This window comes from Massilia sp. (assembly GCF_046293535.1).
Taxonomy (GTDB): Bacteria; Pseudomonadota; Gammaproteobacteria; order Burkholderiales; family Burkholderiaceae_D; genus Telluria.
Genome location: NZ_JBKBOV010000025.1, coordinates 45675 through 60883, shown reverse-complemented (window position 1 = coordinate 60883; position 15209 = coordinate 45675). Strand labels below are relative to the sequence as shown.

Here is a 15209-nt window from a genome sequence, read left to right as displayed (position 1 = left end):
TTCTGTGGCGGATATTTCCGCCACAAAAAAATTAGTGAGACCGGATCATAGTGCCAAATGCCTGCTCGGTCAAGACTTCCAGCAACAAACTGTGTTCGATGCGTCCGTCGATGATGTGCACGGTATTCACGCCCGACTTGGCGGCGTCCAGCGCCGACGAGATTTTCGGCAGCATGCCGCCCGAAATCGTGCCGTCTTCGAACATCTCGTCGATCTCGCGCGCCGACAGGTCGGTGACCAGGTTGCCTGCCTTGTCCTGCACGCCGGCGATATTGGTCATCATGATGAGCTTTTCGGCCTTCAGGATCTCGGCGATCTTGCCGGCGACGACGTCGGCATTGATGTTGTAGGCCTGGCCATCCTGGCCGAAGCCGATCGGCGAGATGATCGGGATGAAGGCGTCGTCCTGCAGCGCCTTGACGACGGCCGGGTTGATCGCCTCGATCTCGCCGACGAAACCGATGTCCAGGAATTCGCCCGGCTTTTCCTTGTCCGGCATGCTCATGCGGCGTGCGCGGATCAGGCCGCCGTCCTTGCCGGTCAGGCCCACGGCCTGGCCGCCGTAGTGGTTGATCAGCATGACGATGTCCTGCTGGACCTCGCCGCCCAGCACCCACTCGACCACTTCCATGGTTTCCTCGTCGGTGATGCGCATCCCCTGCACGAAGGTGCCCTGCTTGCCGATCTTCTTGAGCGCATTGTCGATCTGCGGACCGCCGCCATGCACCACGACCGGATTCATGCCCACCAGCTTGAGCAGGATGACGTCGCGGGCGAAGCCGTGTTTCAGGCGCTCGTCGGTCATGGCGTTGCCGCCATACTTGATGACGATGGTCTTGCCGTGGAAATTACGGATGTAGGGAAGCGCCTCGGCCAGGATCTGCGCCTTGATCTGCGGCGATACTTTCGTCAGATCGTTGGGCTGGTCGTCGGTGTTCAGGCTGGTCAGAGTAGCGTTCATGGAGGGTCCAAATTAAATGTCGCAAGATTTTAAGGCAACAGGGTAGTACTTGTGCTGATTATATGGCGTCTTGTTGTATTTTATGGGCTCGATCCCCACCGTAAAGAACCATGAGTAGCGTTTCCACCCCGAGACCATGCAGCCGCTGCGGCGCCGAATTCGGCTGCGCGATGCTCCAAGGCAGCCCCGAGCCTTGCTGGTGCACCACGCTGCCGCCCGCCGTGCCGGTGCCGCAGGAAGCCGTCGGCTGCTGGTGTCCGGCCTGCCTGCGCGCCCATATCGAAGCCGAGCTAACAAAGCGTCAAGGTTCGTAGGGGTGGTCCAGTCCAGTGGACTGGACCACGCTCTGCCGACCGCGCGTTCAAATCACGGTAATACTGCCTGCACGGCTGTTCCTCGGCCGGTTGAACGCGCGCACGGCGTAGCCGTGCACCCACCGTTAGCGCCGCGTCCGGAAAAACCGCAACATCTCCCTGCTCGCGTCCGGTCCGCGCCCGTCGGTATAGCTGCCGCGCGCGCGCCCGCCCGACCAGGCATGGCCCGCCCCGTGGATCAGCCAGTGCTCGGCATGCACCGCTCCGTCCTCGCGGTGGTGCAGGGTGCGCGTATAGGCATGGCCGTCGGGCACCCGTCCCGGCTGCGCGGCGCGGCGTGTCGCCTGGCGCGCGCCCTGGGCGATGAGCTGGTCGGCATTCGCCGGGTGCACGGTGGTGTCCTGGTCGCCATGGAAGACGATGACCGGCAGCGGGCGTCCGGGCAGCTGGGCGTGCGCTTGCGCGCGCCGGAACTCGCCCTTCATCGCCGCCAGCGCCGAGGGCAGGTCGTGCGCCGAGGCGAACGGCAGGCCCGAGTGCACGCCCACGGCCGCGTACAGGTCCGGGTAGAGCGTGCCCATGATGGTCGCCATCGCGCCGCCGGCCGACAGGCCCGCCACGTACACCTGTTCCGGATCGACCATGTACTGCTCCATGACCGCGCGCGTCATGCCGGCGATGATCGAAGGCTCGCCCTGGTCGCGCTGCTGGTCGAGCGCGTTGAACCAGTTCCAGCAGCGCGAGGAGTTGGCCGCCTTGCTCTGGGCCGGATACAGCACCAGGCAGGGCGTTTCCTCGGCCAGCTCATTCATGCCGGTGCCATTGGCGAAATCCTCCGGATCCTGGGTGCAGCCATGCAGCATCACCAGCAGCGGCAGCGGCTTGCCGGTGTAGCTCGCGGGGACGTAGAGCTTGTAGTCGCGGGTGCCGGCGGGAGTGGTGTGGCTGCCGTCGATGAACTTGCCCGGCAGGCTGACGCCGAGTTCGGCTTCGAAAGGATCGCTTGCCGCCGCCGCGCTTCCCACGCCGACGCTGCGCATCTGGCGCTGGGCTTCGCGCTGCAAGGCGGTGGCGCTCTTGAGCGTTTCCTGGATCATGGTGTCTGCCGCCGCCGGCCCCGTGTGCAGGAAAGAGCGCACCGTCGAGCGGGTGGCGGCACGCATCTGTGCCATCAGTTTCTTGTTCAGCTTCATTGGCCCTCCTGTTCGTGCCATTGCTTGCAATCTCCCTGCCCATGCTTACGGCAGCCTTGCAATGCGCTAAGCTGCGCCCATGCATCCCACTTTCCAGCCCGGCCTTCGCTTCGAATGGCACTACACTGTCCCGGAACGCGCTAGCGTGCCCGAGCTTTACCACGATACCTTGTTTTGCCGTGATATGCCGAAGGTGCTGGCCACGGGTTACCTTGTTGGCATGATGGAACTTGCCTGTTTGCATGGAATGATGCCCTACGTCGACTGGCCGCAGGAGCAGAGCCTGGGGACGATGGTGAACTTCCGCCACCTGGCGCCGACGCCGCCGGGCATGCGCCTGCGAATCCAGGGTGAAGTGCTGGAAGTGGAGGGACGCCGGGTGCGTTTCCGGGTCGAAGCCTGGGACGAGGTGGAGAAAGTCTGTGAAGGCATCCACGAGCGCCACCTGATCGACCCGGTGCGCTTCAGGGACAAGGTGGCGCGCAAGCAGGCGCAGTGGCGCGCCATGGCGAAGCAGGAATGAGCAGCATGCCTGACGTGGCGCGATGCCTGCGCTCACGTGATGAGCGATAATGCGCGGTCACGTTGCAATTATCTATCTCTCTGGATCTTGATGACCTCGGCTGAAACCTCCGTGCTGGATTCCCGGCAGGCGTCCATCCCACTGGTGGTCGACCTCGACGGCACCCTGACCCCGACCGATACCCTGGTGGAATCGGTGCTCCTGCTGGCCAAGCAGTCCCCGCTCGACCTGTTCAGGCTCCCCCTGTGGCTGGCGCGCGGCCGCGAGGTGATGAAATCCGAAATCGCCCGCCGCGTGACTGTGGCGCCGGAACAACTGCCTTACCGCGAAGAACTGCTCGACTACCTGCGCCAGGAAAAAGCCGCAGGGCGCGAACTGGTGCTGGCCACGGCCGCGCACCAGTCGATCGCCGACGGCGTCGCGCAGCACCTGGGCTTGTTCGACCGCGTGCTGGCCACCGACGGCACGCGCAACCTGAAGGGATCCAACAAGCTGGCCGCCATCCGCGAGGAAGTGGGACCGGCCTTCGCCTATGCCGGCGACAGCACGGCCGACCTGGCGGTGTGGGAAGGCGCGCAGGCCGCCGTGCTGGTGGGCGCATCGAACAGCCTGGCGCGCACCGTGCGCAGCAGGCACCCGATCGAAAAGGAATTCGCGCACCCGGCGGCCGGCCTGCGCACCTGGCGCAAGGCCTTGCGCATGCACCAGTGGGCCAAGAACCTGCTGCTGTTCGTGCCGCTGCTGACCGCCTTTTCCTTCCTGCCCGCCGACCTCGCCACCATGGCGCTGGCTTTCCTGTGCTTTTCGACGGCTGCGTCGGCCACGTACATCGCGAACGACCTGTGGGACCTCGGCAACGACCGCCTCCATCCGCGCAAGCGCCTGCGTCCCTTCGCCAGCGGGGCCCTGCCGATCACCTCGGGCATGGCCGCGGCGCTGCTGCTGCTGTGCGGCGCCTTCGCGCTCGCCTTCACGATCAATACCGGTTTCGTGGCCATGCTGCTGGCCTACGTCGTCCTGACCACGGCCTACAGCTGGTGGCTCAAGGAGCGCGTGCTGCTCGACGTCCTGATGCTGTCGCTGCTGTACACGATGCGCATCGTCACCGGCTCGGTGGCGGTCGGTATCCACACCACGTCCTGGCTGCTGGCCTTTTCGCTGTTCGTGTTCCTCAGCCTGGCGCTGGTGAAGCGCTGCTCCGAGCTGCAGTCGCTGCAGGAGCGCGGCCACGCCAGCGCGCACGGACGCGACTACCGCGTGGCCGACCTGGCCGTGCTGTGGCCGATGGGACTGGCCTCGGCGCTGGCGGCGGTGGTGGTGCTGGGCCTGTTCATCAATGCGCCGGAGACCGAACAGCGCTACGCCAGCCCGATGCTGCTGTGGGGCCTGGCGGGCCTGATGATCTACTGGCTCGGCCGCCTGTGGATCAAGACCGCGCGCGGCGAGATGGACGACGACCCGGTGCTGTATGCGCTGAAGGACCGCGGCAGCCGGCTGGCCGTGGGCCTGATGGTGCTGGTCGCCATCTGCGCCCACTTCATCGACGTTTCGGCGCTGCTGCAATGAAGCCAGATCTGCAAAGCCCCGTCCCCTCTCCCTGCATCAACGTGTGCCAGATGGAGCCTGCTACCGGCCTGTGCCGGGGCTGCCTGCGCACGATCGACGAGATCGTCGCCTGGGGCAGCGCCGGCGACGACTACAAGCGCGCCGTGTGGGCCGAGATCCGGCGCCGCGAAGCCGAGATCGACTGGGGCTGAGGTGGACCTGCGCCTGCCCCCGTCGATCCACGTCTTCGAGCGCGGCTGGCTCTCGTCCAACAGCATCCTCTTCACCGGCGCTGACGAAACGGCGCTGGTCGACAGCGGCTACGTGACGCATGCGGCGCAGACCCTGGCGCTGGTGCGCCATGCGCTTGCCGGACGCCCGCTCGACCGCCTGCTCAACACCCACCTGCACTCGGACCACTGCGGCGGCAATGCCCTGCTGGCGCAGGCCTACGGCTGCCGCATCGCGATCCCCGGGCTTGACGCCGCCAAGGTGGCCGCATGGGACGAAGAGGCGCTCAGCTACCGCGCCACCGGCCAGCAGTGCGCGCGTTTTCATTTCGATGCCACCCTGGCGCCGGGCGACTCCCTGGTGCTGGGAGACCTGCGCTGGCAGGTCCTGGCGGCGCCCGGGCACGACCCGCATGCGCTGCTGTTCTTCTGCGCAAGCGAAGGTATCCTGGTTTCCGGCGACGCGCTGTGGGAAAACGGCTTTGGCGTGGTGTTCCCGGAACTGGCGGGAGAGGCGGGCTTCGGCGAGGTCGCCGCGACCCTCGAGCTGATCGCCACCCTGGATGCGCGCGTGGTCATTCCCGGCCACGGCGCGCTGTTCGGCGACGTCCCCCAAGCGCTGGCGCGCGCCAGGTCGCGTCTCGATTACCTGAGCGCCGATCCGGTGCGCAATGCGCAGAACGCGGTCAAGGTGCTGTTGAAATTCCTGCTGCTGGAGCGGCGCACGCTGGCGCTGGATGCGCTTCCCGGCCTGCTGACGTCGATTCCGCTGGTGGAGCGGGTGCGCGCCAAGGTGCTGGCCATGGAGGCGGACGAGTTGGCGCAGTGGGCCTGCGCGGCACTGGTGCGCGCCGGCGCCGCCCGGATCGACGGCGACCGCTTGACCGACGTTTAGAGTCCAGAATCTAGCACGATCGTTCTTTTTTCAGGGCTATAATGCCCTGAATACGTTTGTTCAACCGACCATCGAGAGCCATCCATGACGCTGCCACCCGTGCTGCAAGACCTGTCCCTCCCTGTCATCGCTTCGCCGATGTTCATCGCCAGCGGTCCCGCGCTGGTGGCGGCCCAGTGCAAGGCCGGCATCGTCGGCTCTTTCCCTGCCCTGAACGCGCGCCCGGCCGAACTGCTGGACACCTGGCTGACCGACCTGCAGCGCGAACTGGCCGCCTACCAGGAGGCCAACCCGGGCGCGAAGGTGGGCCCGATCGCGGTGAACCAGATCGTGCATGCCTCGAACGACCGCCTGGCGCACGACGTCGAGGTCTGCGTGAAGCACCAGGTGCCGATCATCATCTCCTCGCTGCGCGCGCCGCCGAAGGAGATGCTCGATGCGGTGCACGCCTATGGCGGCATCGTGATGCACGACGTGGTCTCGATCCGCCACGCGGAAAAGGCGCTGGAGGCCGGCGTGGACGGCCTGATCCTGGTGGCGGCCGGCGCCGGCGGCCATGCGGGCGCGCTGTCGCCCTTCGCGCTGGTGGGCGAGGTGCGCAAGTTCTTCAAGGGGCCGATCGCCCTGTCCGGCTCGATCGCCACCGGCGACGCGATCCTCGCGGCCCAGGCCATGGGCGCCGACTTCGCCTACATCGGCTCGCGCTGGCTGGCAACGAAAGAATCGAACGTCAGCGACGCCTACCGCGACGCGATCGTGGAATCGGCGGCGGCCGACGTGGTGTATACCAACCTGTTCACTGGCGTGCACGGCAACTACCTGAAGAAATCGATCGTCGCCGCCGGGCTCGATCCCGACAACCTGCCGGAATCGGACAAGAGCAAGATGAGCTTTGGCGCGGGCAGCGCCAAGGCCTGGCGCGACATCTGGGGCGCGGGCCAGGGCGTGGGTTTGATGGATGACGTGCCGAGCGTGGCCGAGATGGTCGAGCGCTTGAAGGCGGAATACGCGGCGGCGCGGGCGCGCCTGGCGCTGGTTTGAATCGTAGGGTGGACGGCTTCGCCGTCCACCCTACTAATCCAGGCGTTTCGCGTCAGGGGTGGGGAACGGCGGCGGCGGTTCCGCCGCGCTCAGGTCGTCCGGATCGATCGACCACAGCCCCGGCAGGTTGCGCCAGTAGTTGTACACGTCCATGCCGAAGCCGACCACGAACTCGTTCGGCAGCGTCAGGCCGACCAGGTCGGCCTTGATCGGCTTGGCGCGTTTCAGGTCCTTGTCGGCGAATACCGCGACGATCACTTCGGCCGCACCCATGTCGAGCAGGCGCTGCTTCACGTGGGCCAGGGTCTCGCCTTCGTCGAGGATGTCGTCGACCACGACGATGGTGCGGCCCGCCACGTCCTGGCGCGGGATGACCTTCCACACGATCTGGCCGCCGCGGTCGGCGTCGCCGTAGCGGCTCACGTGGATGTAGTCGAATTCGAGCGGGAAGTCGAGCTGGGGCAGCAGGTGGCCGGTGAACACGACGGCGCCGCCCATCACGCCCAGCACCAGCGGGAAGGACTTCTCGTTGGGATTGCCGAAGCGCGCGTTCAGCTGGGCGGCGACGCGCGCCACCGCGGCCTGGACTTCCTCGGGCGTGACGATCTGGGTGGCGTTGGCGAGCAGCGCGCGGGCGCGGTCATGGTGGTAGTCTTGCATGTCGTTCTGTCTTCTGGTGTCAGGATGGCGTACCGATTATGCGCCAATCGGGTGCGTGGGCGCGTTCCTGTTGGAATCAGGCGCCCCCGATTTCGCGCTGCAGCTTACGGGTGAGCTTGGCGAAAACGAGCTCGTACGAGCGGCGCAGCAGGGCCGCGAACTCCGCGTCGTCGAGCCGGGCCTCGGGCGTCACGAAGACCCACTTGGCGCGCGCCAGGTAAGGGGCCGGGACGATGCCGGGCCGGTCGGTCAGTTCGAGGAAGCGCGCGTCGTCGGCCTTCAGGCTGAAGCCGGTCGAGGGGCCGTCCTTGTTGGTCACGGCAAACATCTTGCTGCCGACCGAAAAGACGGTGTCGTGGTCCCACTTGGTGTCTTCAGTGCAGCCCGGGAAGCTGCGGCACAAGGTCTTGGCCGCTTCGAAATCCATCTGGTCTCCTGTGCCGGCGTGAGCGCCGGTCGTTTGTTCGTCTCAGACAACATTCTAACGCGCCGTTCGGCGTATGATACGTGGCTTGGATAACAACCGAACGACCAAGCCATGTGCACCGAATTCGAACCAGCCCCGCTGTCCGCCATTGCCAGCCGCCTGGCCCAACTGCGCAGCGCGATGGCGCGCGCCGGCATCGACGCCTATGTCGTGCCGTCGAGCGATCCGCACCTGTCGGAATACCTGCCGGGCCACTGGAAGGGCAGGGAGTGGCTGTCCGGCTTCACCGGCTCGGTCGGCACCTTCATCGCCACCGCGAACTTCGCCGGTGTCTGGACCGACGGCCGCTACTGGACCCAGGCCGAGACCGAGCTGGCCGGCAGCGAGATCGCCCTGATGAAGATCCCGGGCGCGGCGAGCCAGCTGCACGTGGACTGGCTGGCGGCGAACCTGGCGGCCGGCCAGACGGTGGCGGTGGATGCGCGCGTGCTCGGCCTGGCCGGCGCGCGCCTGCTCTCGGACGCCCTGTCGGCCAAGGGCATCATGCTGCGCACCGACCTCGACCTGCTCGACGAGGTCTGGCAGGAGCGGCCCGCATTGCCGGCCGACCCGGTGTTCGAACACCTGCCGCCCTACGCGACGATGAGCCGCCTTGAGAAGCTGGCCGCCACCCGCGCCGCCATGGAACACCACGGCGCCGGCTTCCATTTCATCTCGACGCTGGACGACATCGCCTACCTGTTCAACCTGCGCGGCGCCGACGTCAGCTTCAATCCGGTGTTCCTGGCGCATGCGCTGATCGGCCGCGCCGACGCCACCCTGTTCGTCGGCGAGGGCAAGGTGTCCGCCGAGGTGCGTGCGCGCCTGGAGTCCGACGGCGTGCACCTCGCGCCGTACGCGAACGCCGCCACCGCACTGAGCGCGCTGCCGGACGGCGCCACCCTGCTGCTCGACCCGCGCCGGGTAACGGCCGGCATGCGCGCGGCGGTGGCCCAGGGCGTGAACGTGGTGGAAGCGATCAACCCGACCACCTTCGCCAAGTCGCGCAAGCTCGACAGCGAAGCGGTCAACGTGCGCGCCGCCATGGAGCAGGACGGCGCCGCGCTGTGCGAATTCTTCTCCTGGCTGGAAGCCGAACTGGCCAACCCGGGGCGCGCCCCGCTGGACGAAGTGGCGATCGACACCCACATCACCGCAGCTAGAAGCCGCCGGCCGAATTTCATCAGCCCGAGCTTCTCGACCATCGCCGGCTTCAACAGCAACGGCGCGATCATGCACTACCGCGCCGCGCAGGAAACCTGCGCGACGATCGAGGGCGACGGCCTGCTGCTGATCGATTCGGGCGGCCAGTACCTGGGCGGCACCACCGACATCACGCGCGTGATCCCGGTCGGCACCCCGAGCGAAGCGCAGAAACGCGACTACACCCTGGTGCTGAAGGGCCTGATCAACCTGTCGGCGACGCGCTTCCCGCGCGGCACCCGTTCGCCAATGCTGGACGCGATCGCGCGCGCGCCGATCTGGGCCGCCGGCATCGACTACGGCCACGGCACCGGCCATGGCGTCGGCTACTTCCTGAACGTGCACGAAGGCCCGCAGACGATTTCGCCCGCGGTGCCGCCGGACCCGCACACCGCGATGGAGCCGGGCATGATCACCTCGATCGAGCCGGGCATCTACCGCCCGGGACGCTGGGGCATCCGCATCGAGAACCTGGTGCTGAACCAGGTCGTGGACAGCACCGAGTTCGGCGAATACCTGGGCTTCGAGACGCTCACCCTGTGCCCGATCGACACCCGTCCGCTGGATCGCTCGCTGCTGCGCGAGGACGAAGTCGCCTGGCTGAACGCCTACCACGCCACGGTGCGCGCACGCCTCGAGCAGCATGTGACGGGCGCGGCGCGCGACTGGCTCTTGAAACGCACGGAGGCGATCTGATGGCGAGCTCCCGTTCCACCCGCGCCAGCGCGGCGGTCGAGCGTCTCAAGAAGCGCACCGGGAATGCCGCGTATTCGATGGCGCGCACCGGCGACGGGCTGTTCTACCTGTCCGAAGCCCCGGGCGCGCCCGCGCTCAATGCGCCGCTCGAACTGGATGACTTCGTCGCCTTCGTGAACGGCCTCGGCCCGCAGGAGGTCAAGCGGATCAGCAAGCACGACGAGGCGTTCGAAAAGCAGCTGGTGCGCAAGAAGCCGGGAGCGTAACGACCCGCCATGCCTTCCAACGCCCTGCTGGCCGCCTACTGGTCCGAACCCAGCATCATCACCAACGGCCTGATCCTGCTGCACCTGGCCGGCGCGCTGGCGCTCGGCCTGCTGGTCGGCTACGAGCGGGCCTACCACGGCCGCGCCGCCGGCATGCGCACCTACGGCCTGGTGTGCATGGCCTCGGCCGCGCTGACCATCCTGGCCGGCTACCCGGACTTCTGGTACGGCGGCCATGGCGGCGTGCTGGCGCCGGTCGACCCGACCCGCATCATCCAGGGCGTGGTCACCGGCATCGGCTTCCTCGGCGCCGGCGTCATCATGCGCGAAGGCTTCAACATCAGCGGCCTGACCACGGCGGCCTCGATCTGGGCCTCGTCCGCGATCGGCATCCTGGTCGGGGTCGGCTTCTACCTGGCGGCCATGGGCCTGGCCTTCTTTGCCGGCATGATCATGATCTACCTGAACCGCCTGGAGACCATCCTGCCTTCGCGCCACGCGGTGGCGGTGCGCATGCGCTTCAAGCCGCAGGTGATGCCGCGCGAAGAAATCCTGCGCCAGGCCGCGCTCGAGCGCGGCTACGAGATCGCGGGCAGCTCGCTCACCATCAGCAGCGACGAAGGCCGCCAGGAATGGCGCTTCGTGGCGCTGGCGCTGTCGAACCGCAGCGGCGCACCCTTGTCGGAACTGGCACAGGAACTGGCCGCCTTCGAGGGACTGGAAGCCTTCCAGCTGTCGCACGCCCGTAATTAAGAAAAATCCAACAACAATAAATCGGTTTATTCAGAACTGGGGGTCATCAATGCAAGCACAAGACGTTCTCGATTTCTGGTTCCTGCCGCAAGGCGCCGAGGGCCATGGCAAACAGCGCATCGAATGGTTCCGCAAGGACGAGGCCTTCGACGCGGCGCTGCGCGAGCGCTTCGGCGCCCTCATCCACCAGGCGGTGGCGGGCGGGCTGCGCGAATGGGACGAGCTGGGCCCGCGCGGCACGCTGGCGCGCATCATCGTGCTCGACCAGTTCACCCGCAACGCGTTCCGCGGCAAGCCGGAATCCTTCGCCGGCGACACGCTGGCGCTGGCCAGCGCGCAGCAACTGGTGGAGGCGGGCGCGCACCTGGATTTGTCGCCGGTCGAGCGCCAGTTCGCCTACATGCCCTTCGAGCACGCGGAAGACGCGCGCATGCAGGAGCAGGCCGTGACCCTGTTCACCGAGCTGGCCGCCCAGCACGAAGGCTTCGCCGAGGCGCTCGATTACGCCCACCGCCACCGCGGCGTGATCGCCCGCTTCGGCCGCTTCCCGCACCGCAATCCGATCCTCGGCCGCGCCTCGAGCCCGGAAGAGCTGGCCTACCTGGCGCTGCCCGGCTCCGGTTTCTGAGGTGGCGACGCTGAACCTGGTGGGCGCCGGCCACGTCGGCCGGGCGCTCGGGCGCCTGTTCGCGTCCAGCGGCGCTTTTGCCGTGCAGGACGTCCTGACCCGTAACGCGGCCAGCGCCCGGGAGGCGGTGGATTTCATCGGCGCCGGCCATGCCTGCGCCACGCTCGCGCAGATGCGCCCGGCCGAGGTGTGGATGCTGGCGGTGGGCGACGACGCCATCGCGCCGGCCTGCGCGGCGCTGGCCCAGGAGGGGCGGCTGGCGGGGGCGGTCGTGTTCCATTGCAGCGGCGCCAAGGCGTCCAGCGAACTGCAGGCGGCGCGCGCGGCCGGCGCCCATGTCGCCAGCGTGCACCCGGTGCGCAGCTTTGCCGACCCGCAAGCCGTCGCTGCGGACTTCGCCGGCACCTTCTGCGGCATCGAGGGCGACCAGGGCGCGCTGGCGCTGCTGGAGCCGGCCTTCGCGGCGATCGGCGCGCGCCTGGTGCGCATCGACCCGGCCGCCAAGACGGTCTACCACGCGGCCGCCGTGTTCGCGTCGAATTACCTGGTCACGGTGGTCGACGCCGCCCTGCGCGCCTATGAGGCGGCCGGCGTGCCGGCAAGCGTGGCGCGCGAACTGGCGCAGCCGCTCGCTACCGAAGCCCTGGCCAACGTGTTCCGCCTCGGCCCCGAAGCGGCGCTCAGCGGTCCGGTCGCGCGCGGCGACTTCGCCACCGTGGCGCGCCAGCAGGACGCCGTGACGCGCTGGGATCCCGCCACCGGCCGCCTGTACGAAGCACTGGTGCCGCCGACCGCCGAGCTGGCGCGCCGCAAGCGCGGGCAAGCCTGAACTTATCCAGGGCTTGTCCAACGCTTTTCCCGTAGATATCCATCCCCTTATACAAGGCTTGTCCAGCACTTGTTCAGGGCTTATCCAAGCCCTTTTCCAGGGTTTTTCCAAGGCTTTTCCATGTTCTTATCCCAAGCTTTATCCACAGATGTTCCGATGTTTTTCACGGCCTGGGCGACCCTGGCCGTGCTCGGCGTGTATTTCTGGACCGGCGTGAATGCCGGTCGCGCCCGCATTCGCCACCATGTGCCGGCGCCCTCGATGGCGGGGCCGGAAGAATTCCTGCGCTGCCAGCGCGTACAGGCCAATACCCTCGAACAGCTGCCCCTGGTGCTGGTGCCCTTGTGGCTGTGCGCCTTTTATCTGGGCGACCTGTGGGCGGCGGCCGGCGGCATGCTGTGGTGCCTGGGCCGCATCGCCTATGCGCTCGGCTATTACCGCGATCCGGCCCGGCGCGAATTCGGTTTTATCACGGGCATGCTCGCTTGCGCGTTGTTAATTGGCGGCACCATGTGGGGCCTGTTGCTGCGCTAACGCCAAAAAAGTGCATACAGTCATCGACAAAGTTCCCGGAGAGCAATAAGCTAGGACGCTGACACCCATCAGCGATCCGCCCGCCGCCCATGGCCGAGCGGGCAACAGAAGAAGGAGACCACATGCTGTTCCTGAAGAGCACCAGCGCCACGAAGGCGCCGGGCATCTATGAAGTCGATGTTGCCGCCAAACCGCCGGGCAAGACCTTCGGCGTCTTCCTCGCAACCGATCCGGACAATCCGCCGCAAACCGTGCTGGCGGGCCTGGCCGAACTCGGCTTCAAGAACACCCACCAGCAGAGCTATGTCCACAAGGACAAGGGCAAAGTGCTGGACCTGCACTTCCAGAAGGACGGCACCGACCTGTTCAACGGCTGGAAAGCCGAGGAATGCACGGCCAACCTGGCGGCAATCGAGGCGCTGTTCGGCAACGTCGGCATCACGGTGACGCCACGCGTCATGAGCCTGGCCGAAGCCTACGCTTAACCGGGTGAAGCCTGTACCTCGATGTGGTACAGCGCCCAGGGGCAGGCGCCGAAGCGTTCCCTGACCGGCCGCGCCGCCATCTCCGGCACGCGGTCCGCGTCGTACAGCGCCCACAAGGGCCCCAGTCCGCCCAGCGCCATCGGCTGGCCGTCGAGGTGGGTCGCGACGATGAATTTCCAGGCACGCAGCTGGCCCATCGGGACGGCGGCGGCGTAGCCGTCCACCGCACGCAGGAGCAGTTGGCTGGTGTCGCGGGGACGCGTGCCGGCCAGGGCCAATACGTCCGCCAGCAAGGGCCCGCGCAGCGTATGCGGCTTGCCGTCGTATTCCAGCGTCGGCCGGATGGTTTGCTGTGGCAGGGCCGCAATCGCGGCGAAATCCAGCGTGAAGGCCCGCGTGAATGCCAGCTTTTGCTTGAACATCATCTGGTCGCGCACCGGATCGAGGGGGCCGCGATTGCTGCGCTTGATGTCACCCGTGATCGTGAGCAGGGCAGGCCCGCGCGCGGGGGGCGAGGAAGCTGCGGCAATGGCGGGCAGGGTGCTGGAGGCAAGTGCCGCGCCCAGGAAGTGACGTTTGTCCATGCGAAAATAGGCCGGTGACGGGAAAGCCTCATCATAGCCATATAACGCACAATGGATTTGTTTACCTCAGCCACGTTGACGCCCATCCCCATCCGAGATGGTGAACTGGCCTTCCTGTCCCAATTGCCGCTGCCCTGGCCGAACGCCGTGGTGCTGGCGCGCCTGATCGCGGAAACCGCCTGGCGCGAGGAATCCGTGATCGTCTACGGCAAGCGCCACCTGCAACCGCGCCTGAGCGCCTGGCATGGCGACAAGGCTTACCGCTATTCCGGCCTGAGCCTGGCGCCGCTGCCGTTCACGCCGCTGCTCGACACCCTGCGCCAGGCCGCCGAGGCTGTCACCGGCCGGGAGTACAACAGCGTGCTCCTGAACTATTACCGCGACGGCCGCGACAGCATGGGCATGCATAGCGACGACGAAGCGGAACTCGGTGCGGAGCCCGCCATCGCCTCGCTCAGTTTCGGCGCGACCAGGCCCTTCGTCCTGCGCCACAAAATCACGAAAGAAACCTTGAGGCTGCCGCTGACGGACGGCAGCCTGCTGTTCATGGCCGGCGCCATGCAGGCCAACTGGATGCATGGAATCAACAAAACGGCGAGGCCGGTCGGACCGCGTGTGAATCTAACTTTCCGCAACATCGTTTAAGCAGCAGGCTATTTTCCGTATCTTTTCCGATAAATATCTTACGCACGAGTCAGTAATTTACAACTGCTTACAGTTTTTACGGACTTGGGACTTTAATAAATGAAATCCGATGCTACCTTGGCAGTATCGCGATTCAATGGGAATCGCGAACCAGTCTAGTAAGAGGATTCGCATGAAAAAGCTCATCGTTGCACTGATCGCATCCGCTGCCGCCATGTCGGCTGCCCAGGCCCAGACCACCGCACCGCGCGCCTATGTGGGCGCCGGCGTGGCCAGCGTCGACCATGAATTCAAGGCGGCAGGCGCGACCAATGTCGATGTCGAAGGCTACAAGGCTTCCGGCAAGATCTTCGGCGGCTACGAGTTCAACCAGAACTGGGGTGTCGAAGCGGGCTATACCGACTTCCGCAAGGCGGACGTCAGCTATTCGATCGGCGGCGTGAACAACCGCGGCGAGACCGATGGCCACGCCTTCTACCTGGCGGGCAAGGCGACCTTGCCGGTGAACGAGCAGTTCTCGGTTTACGGCAAGCTCGGCGCTGCGCGCACCAAAAGCGAGCTGGAATTGATCAATGCTTCGCAAAACATGAGCCGTAGCAAGACCGAAGCCTACGGCGCACTCGGCGCGGAGTACAAGCTGAACCAGAACGTGTCGCTGGTCGGCGAATACGAGCGCTATGGCAAGAGCAAGGACTTCGGCGCCAAGGCCGACGTCCTGACCATCGGTGCGAAGTACGCCTTCTAAACGCGCTTCACTC

20 protein-coding genes are annotated in these 15209 nt (G+C 66.5%); 15 read left to right on the top strand and 5 right to left on the bottom strand.

Annotated elements, in window-relative coordinates; genetic code table 11:
• Positions 1–31: 31 nt before the first annotated feature.
• Positions 32–961, bottom strand: a complete 930-nt coding sequence (gene argB / locus ACK4S9_RS14450; protein ID WP_051306276.1) for an acetylglutamate kinase — start codon at positions 959–961, stop codon at positions 32–34.
• A 110-nt stretch (positions 962–1071) separates the two neighbouring features.
• Between argB and ACK4S9_RS14445 the strand changes: the two genes are divergently transcribed.
• The gene (locus ACK4S9_RS14445; RefSeq protein WP_409726711.1) at positions 1072–1275 is read left to right on the top strand and encodes a cysteine-rich CWC family protein; all 204 of its coding nucleotides are present in this window, start codon (positions 1072–1074) and stop codon (positions 1273–1275) included.
• A 125-nt stretch (positions 1276–1400) separates the two neighbouring features.
• Here ACK4S9_RS14445 and ACK4S9_RS14440 read toward each other — a convergent pair whose 3' ends face one another.
• The gene (locus ACK4S9_RS14440; RefSeq protein ID WP_409726709.1) at positions 1401–2468 is read right to left on the bottom strand and encodes an alpha/beta hydrolase family esterase; all 1068 of its coding nucleotides are present in this window, start codon (positions 2466–2468) and stop codon (positions 1401–1403) included.
• Positions 2469–2547: 79 nt separating this feature from the next.
• Here ACK4S9_RS14440 and ACK4S9_RS14435 point away from each other — a divergent pair, with 79 nt between their 5' ends.
• The 5 genes from ACK4S9_RS14435 (at position 2548) to ACK4S9_RS14415 (ending at position 6702) form a co-directional block, all read left to right on the top strand.
• On the top strand, positions 2548–2991 hold the full coding sequence (locus ACK4S9_RS14435) for a thioesterase family protein (RefSeq protein WP_409726707.1): 444 nt from the start codon (positions 2548–2550) through the stop codon (positions 2989–2991).
• A gap of 90 nt (positions 2992–3081) precedes the next feature.
• On the top strand, positions 3082–4557 hold the full coding sequence (locus ACK4S9_RS14430) for a UbiA family prenyltransferase (RefSeq protein WP_409726705.1): 1476 nt from the start codon (positions 3082–3084) through the stop codon (positions 4555–4557).
• Complete coding sequence (locus tag ACK4S9_RS14425; protein ID WP_409726703.1) at positions 4554–4748, top strand: DUF1289 domain-containing protein; 195 nt, start codon at positions 4554–4556, stop codon at positions 4746–4748. Before ACK4S9_RS14430 ends, ACK4S9_RS14425 begins: the two co-directional genes overlap by 4 nt.
• Position 4749: 1 nt before the next feature.
• The gene (locus tag ACK4S9_RS14420; RefSeq protein WP_409726701.1) at positions 4750–5661 is read left to right on the top strand and encodes an MBL fold metallo-hydrolase; all 912 of its coding nucleotides are present in this window, start codon (positions 4750–4752) and stop codon (positions 5659–5661) included.
• Positions 5662–5745: 84 nt separating this feature from the next.
• Positions 5746–6702, top strand: coding sequence for an NAD(P)H-dependent flavin oxidoreductase (locus ACK4S9_RS14415; RefSeq protein WP_409726699.1), 957 nt, complete (start codon positions 5746–5748; stop codon positions 6700–6702).
• Positions 6703–6735: 33 nt separating this feature from the next.
• Here the strand turns inward: ACK4S9_RS14415 and ACK4S9_RS14410 are convergent, their stop codons facing one another.
• Entirely contained in the window at positions 6736–7362 is a 627-nt protein-coding gene (locus tag ACK4S9_RS14410; protein WP_409726697.1) for a hypoxanthine-guanine phosphoribosyltransferase, read from the bottom strand.
• Positions 7363–7438: 76 nt separating this feature from the next.
• Entirely contained in the window at positions 7439–7789 is a 351-nt protein-coding gene (locus ACK4S9_RS14405) for an MmcQ/YjbR family DNA-binding protein (RefSeq protein WP_409726695.1), read from the bottom strand.
• A gap of 111 nt (positions 7790–7900) precedes the next feature.
• On the opposite strand from ACK4S9_RS14405, the gene ACK4S9_RS14400 reads away from it, so the two are divergent.
• The 7 genes from ACK4S9_RS14400 (at position 7901) to ACK4S9_RS14370 (ending at position 13222) form a co-directional block, all read left to right on the top strand.
• Complete coding sequence (locus ACK4S9_RS14400) at positions 7901–9727, top strand: aminopeptidase P family protein (RefSeq protein WP_409726693.1); 1827 nt, start codon at positions 7901–7903, stop codon at positions 9725–9727.
• The gene (locus ACK4S9_RS14395; RefSeq protein WP_036216788.1) at positions 9727–9993 is read left to right on the top strand and encodes a hypothetical protein; all 267 of its coding nucleotides are present in this window, start codon (positions 9727–9729) and stop codon (positions 9991–9993) included. The genes ACK4S9_RS14400 and ACK4S9_RS14395 overlap by 1 nt, the downstream gene beginning before the upstream one ends.
• A gap of 9 nt (positions 9994–10002) precedes the next feature.
• Positions 10003–10746, top strand: a complete 744-nt coding sequence (locus ACK4S9_RS14390; protein WP_409726691.1) for an MgtC/SapB family protein — start codon at positions 10003–10005, stop codon at positions 10744–10746.
• 49 nt (positions 10747–10795) lie between these two features.
• A complete protein-coding gene (locus ACK4S9_RS14385; protein WP_409726689.1) occupies positions 10796–11374 on the top strand; it encodes a DUF924 family protein in 579 nt (192 codons plus the stop codon).
• 1 nt (position 11375) lies between these two features.
• Positions 11376–12203 (top strand): Rossmann-like and DUF2520 domain-containing protein, encoded by an 828-nt coding sequence (locus ACK4S9_RS14380; RefSeq protein ID WP_409726687.1) that lies wholly within the window; start codon positions 11376–11378, stop codon positions 12201–12203.
• Positions 12204–12359: 156 nt separating this feature from the next.
• Positions 12360–12737 carry an MAPEG family protein gene (locus ACK4S9_RS14375; protein ID WP_409726685.1) on the top strand — a complete coding sequence of 126 codons (378 nt, stop codon included), beginning with the start codon at positions 12360–12362 and terminating at the stop codon, positions 12735–12737.
• A 122-nt stretch (positions 12738–12859) separates the two neighbouring features.
• Positions 12860–13222: a hypothetical protein gene (locus ACK4S9_RS14370; protein WP_409726683.1), complete on the top strand. Its 363-nt coding sequence runs from the start codon at positions 12860–12862 to the stop codon at positions 13220–13222.
• On the opposite strand, the gene ACK4S9_RS14365 is transcribed toward ACK4S9_RS14370, so the two are convergent.
• Entirely contained in the window at positions 13219–13806 is a 588-nt protein-coding gene (locus ACK4S9_RS14365) for a molybdopterin-dependent oxidoreductase (protein ID WP_409726681.1), read from the bottom strand. The genes ACK4S9_RS14370 and ACK4S9_RS14365 overlap by 4 nt on opposite strands.
• A gap of 75 nt (positions 13807–13881) precedes the next feature.
• Between ACK4S9_RS14365 and ACK4S9_RS14360 the strand changes: the two genes are divergently transcribed.
• Positions 13882–14451 (top strand): alpha-ketoglutarate-dependent dioxygenase AlkB family protein, encoded by a 570-nt coding sequence (locus ACK4S9_RS14360; protein WP_409726679.1) that lies wholly within the window; start codon positions 13882–13884, stop codon positions 14449–14451.
• Positions 14452–14623: 172 nt separating this feature from the next.
• Positions 14624–15196, top strand: coding sequence for an outer membrane beta-barrel protein (locus tag ACK4S9_RS14355; RefSeq protein WP_409726677.1), 573 nt, complete (start codon positions 14624–14626; stop codon positions 15194–15196).
• The last annotated feature ends 13 nt before the right edge of the window (positions 15197–15209 follow it).

Bases quoted from the DNA above. Each gene is read 5' to 3' on its own strand.
- argB (WP_051306276.1), bottom strand. From the start codon at position 961: ATGAACGCTACTCTGACCAGCCTGAACACCGACGACCAGCCCAACGAT.
- ACK4S9_RS14445 (WP_409726711.1), top strand. From the start codon at position 1,072: ATGAGTAGCGTTTCCACCCCGAGACCATGCAGCCGCTGCGGCGCCGAA.
- ACK4S9_RS14440 (WP_409726709.1), bottom strand. From the start codon at position 2,468: ATGAAGCTGAACAAGAAACTGATGGCACAGATGCGTGCCGCCACCCGC.
- ACK4S9_RS14435 (WP_409726707.1), top strand. From the start codon at position 2,548: ATGCATCCCACTTTCCAGCCCGGCCTTCGCTTCGAATGGCACTACACT.
- ACK4S9_RS14430 (WP_409726705.1), top strand. From the start codon at position 3,082: ATGACCTCGGCTGAAACCTCCGTGCTGGATTCCCGGCAGGCGTCCATC.
- ACK4S9_RS14425 (WP_409726703.1), top strand. From the start codon at position 4,554: ATGAAGCCAGATCTGCAAAGCCCCGTCCCCTCTCCCTGCATCAACGTG.
- ACK4S9_RS14415 (WP_409726699.1), top strand. From the start codon at position 5,746: ATGACGCTGCCACCCGTGCTGCAAGACCTGTCCCTCCCTGTCATCGCT.
- ACK4S9_RS14410 (WP_409726697.1), bottom strand. From the start codon at position 7,362: ATGCAAGACTACCACCATGACCGCGCCCGCGCGCTGCTCGCCAACGCC.
- ACK4S9_RS14405 (WP_409726695.1), bottom strand. From the start codon at position 7,789: ATGGATTTCGAAGCGGCCAAGACCTTGTGCCGCAGCTTCCCGGGCTGC.
- ACK4S9_RS14400 (WP_409726693.1), top strand. From the start codon at position 7,901: ATGTGCACCGAATTCGAACCAGCCCCGCTGTCCGCCATTGCCAGCCGC.
- ACK4S9_RS14395 (WP_036216788.1), top strand. From the start codon at position 9,727: ATGGCGAGCTCCCGTTCCACCCGCGCCAGCGCGGCGGTCGAGCGTCTC.
- ACK4S9_RS14390 (WP_409726691.1), top strand. From the start codon at position 10,003: ATGCCTTCCAACGCCCTGCTGGCCGCCTACTGGTCCGAACCCAGCATC.
- ACK4S9_RS14385 (WP_409726689.1), top strand. From the start codon at position 10,796: ATGCAAGCACAAGACGTTCTCGATTTCTGGTTCCTGCCGCAAGGCGCC.
- ACK4S9_RS14375 (WP_409726685.1), top strand. From the start codon at position 12,360: ATGTTTTTCACGGCCTGGGCGACCCTGGCCGTGCTCGGCGTGTATTTC.
- ACK4S9_RS14370 (WP_409726683.1), top strand. From the start codon at position 12,860: ATGCTGTTCCTGAAGAGCACCAGCGCCACGAAGGCGCCGGGCATCTAT.
- ACK4S9_RS14365 (WP_409726681.1), bottom strand. From the start codon at position 13,806: ATGGACAAACGTCACTTCCTGGGCGCGGCACTTGCCTCCAGCACCCTG.
- ACK4S9_RS14355 (WP_409726677.1), top strand. From the start codon at position 14,624: ATGAAAAAGCTCATCGTTGCACTGATCGCATCCGCTGCCGCCATGTCG.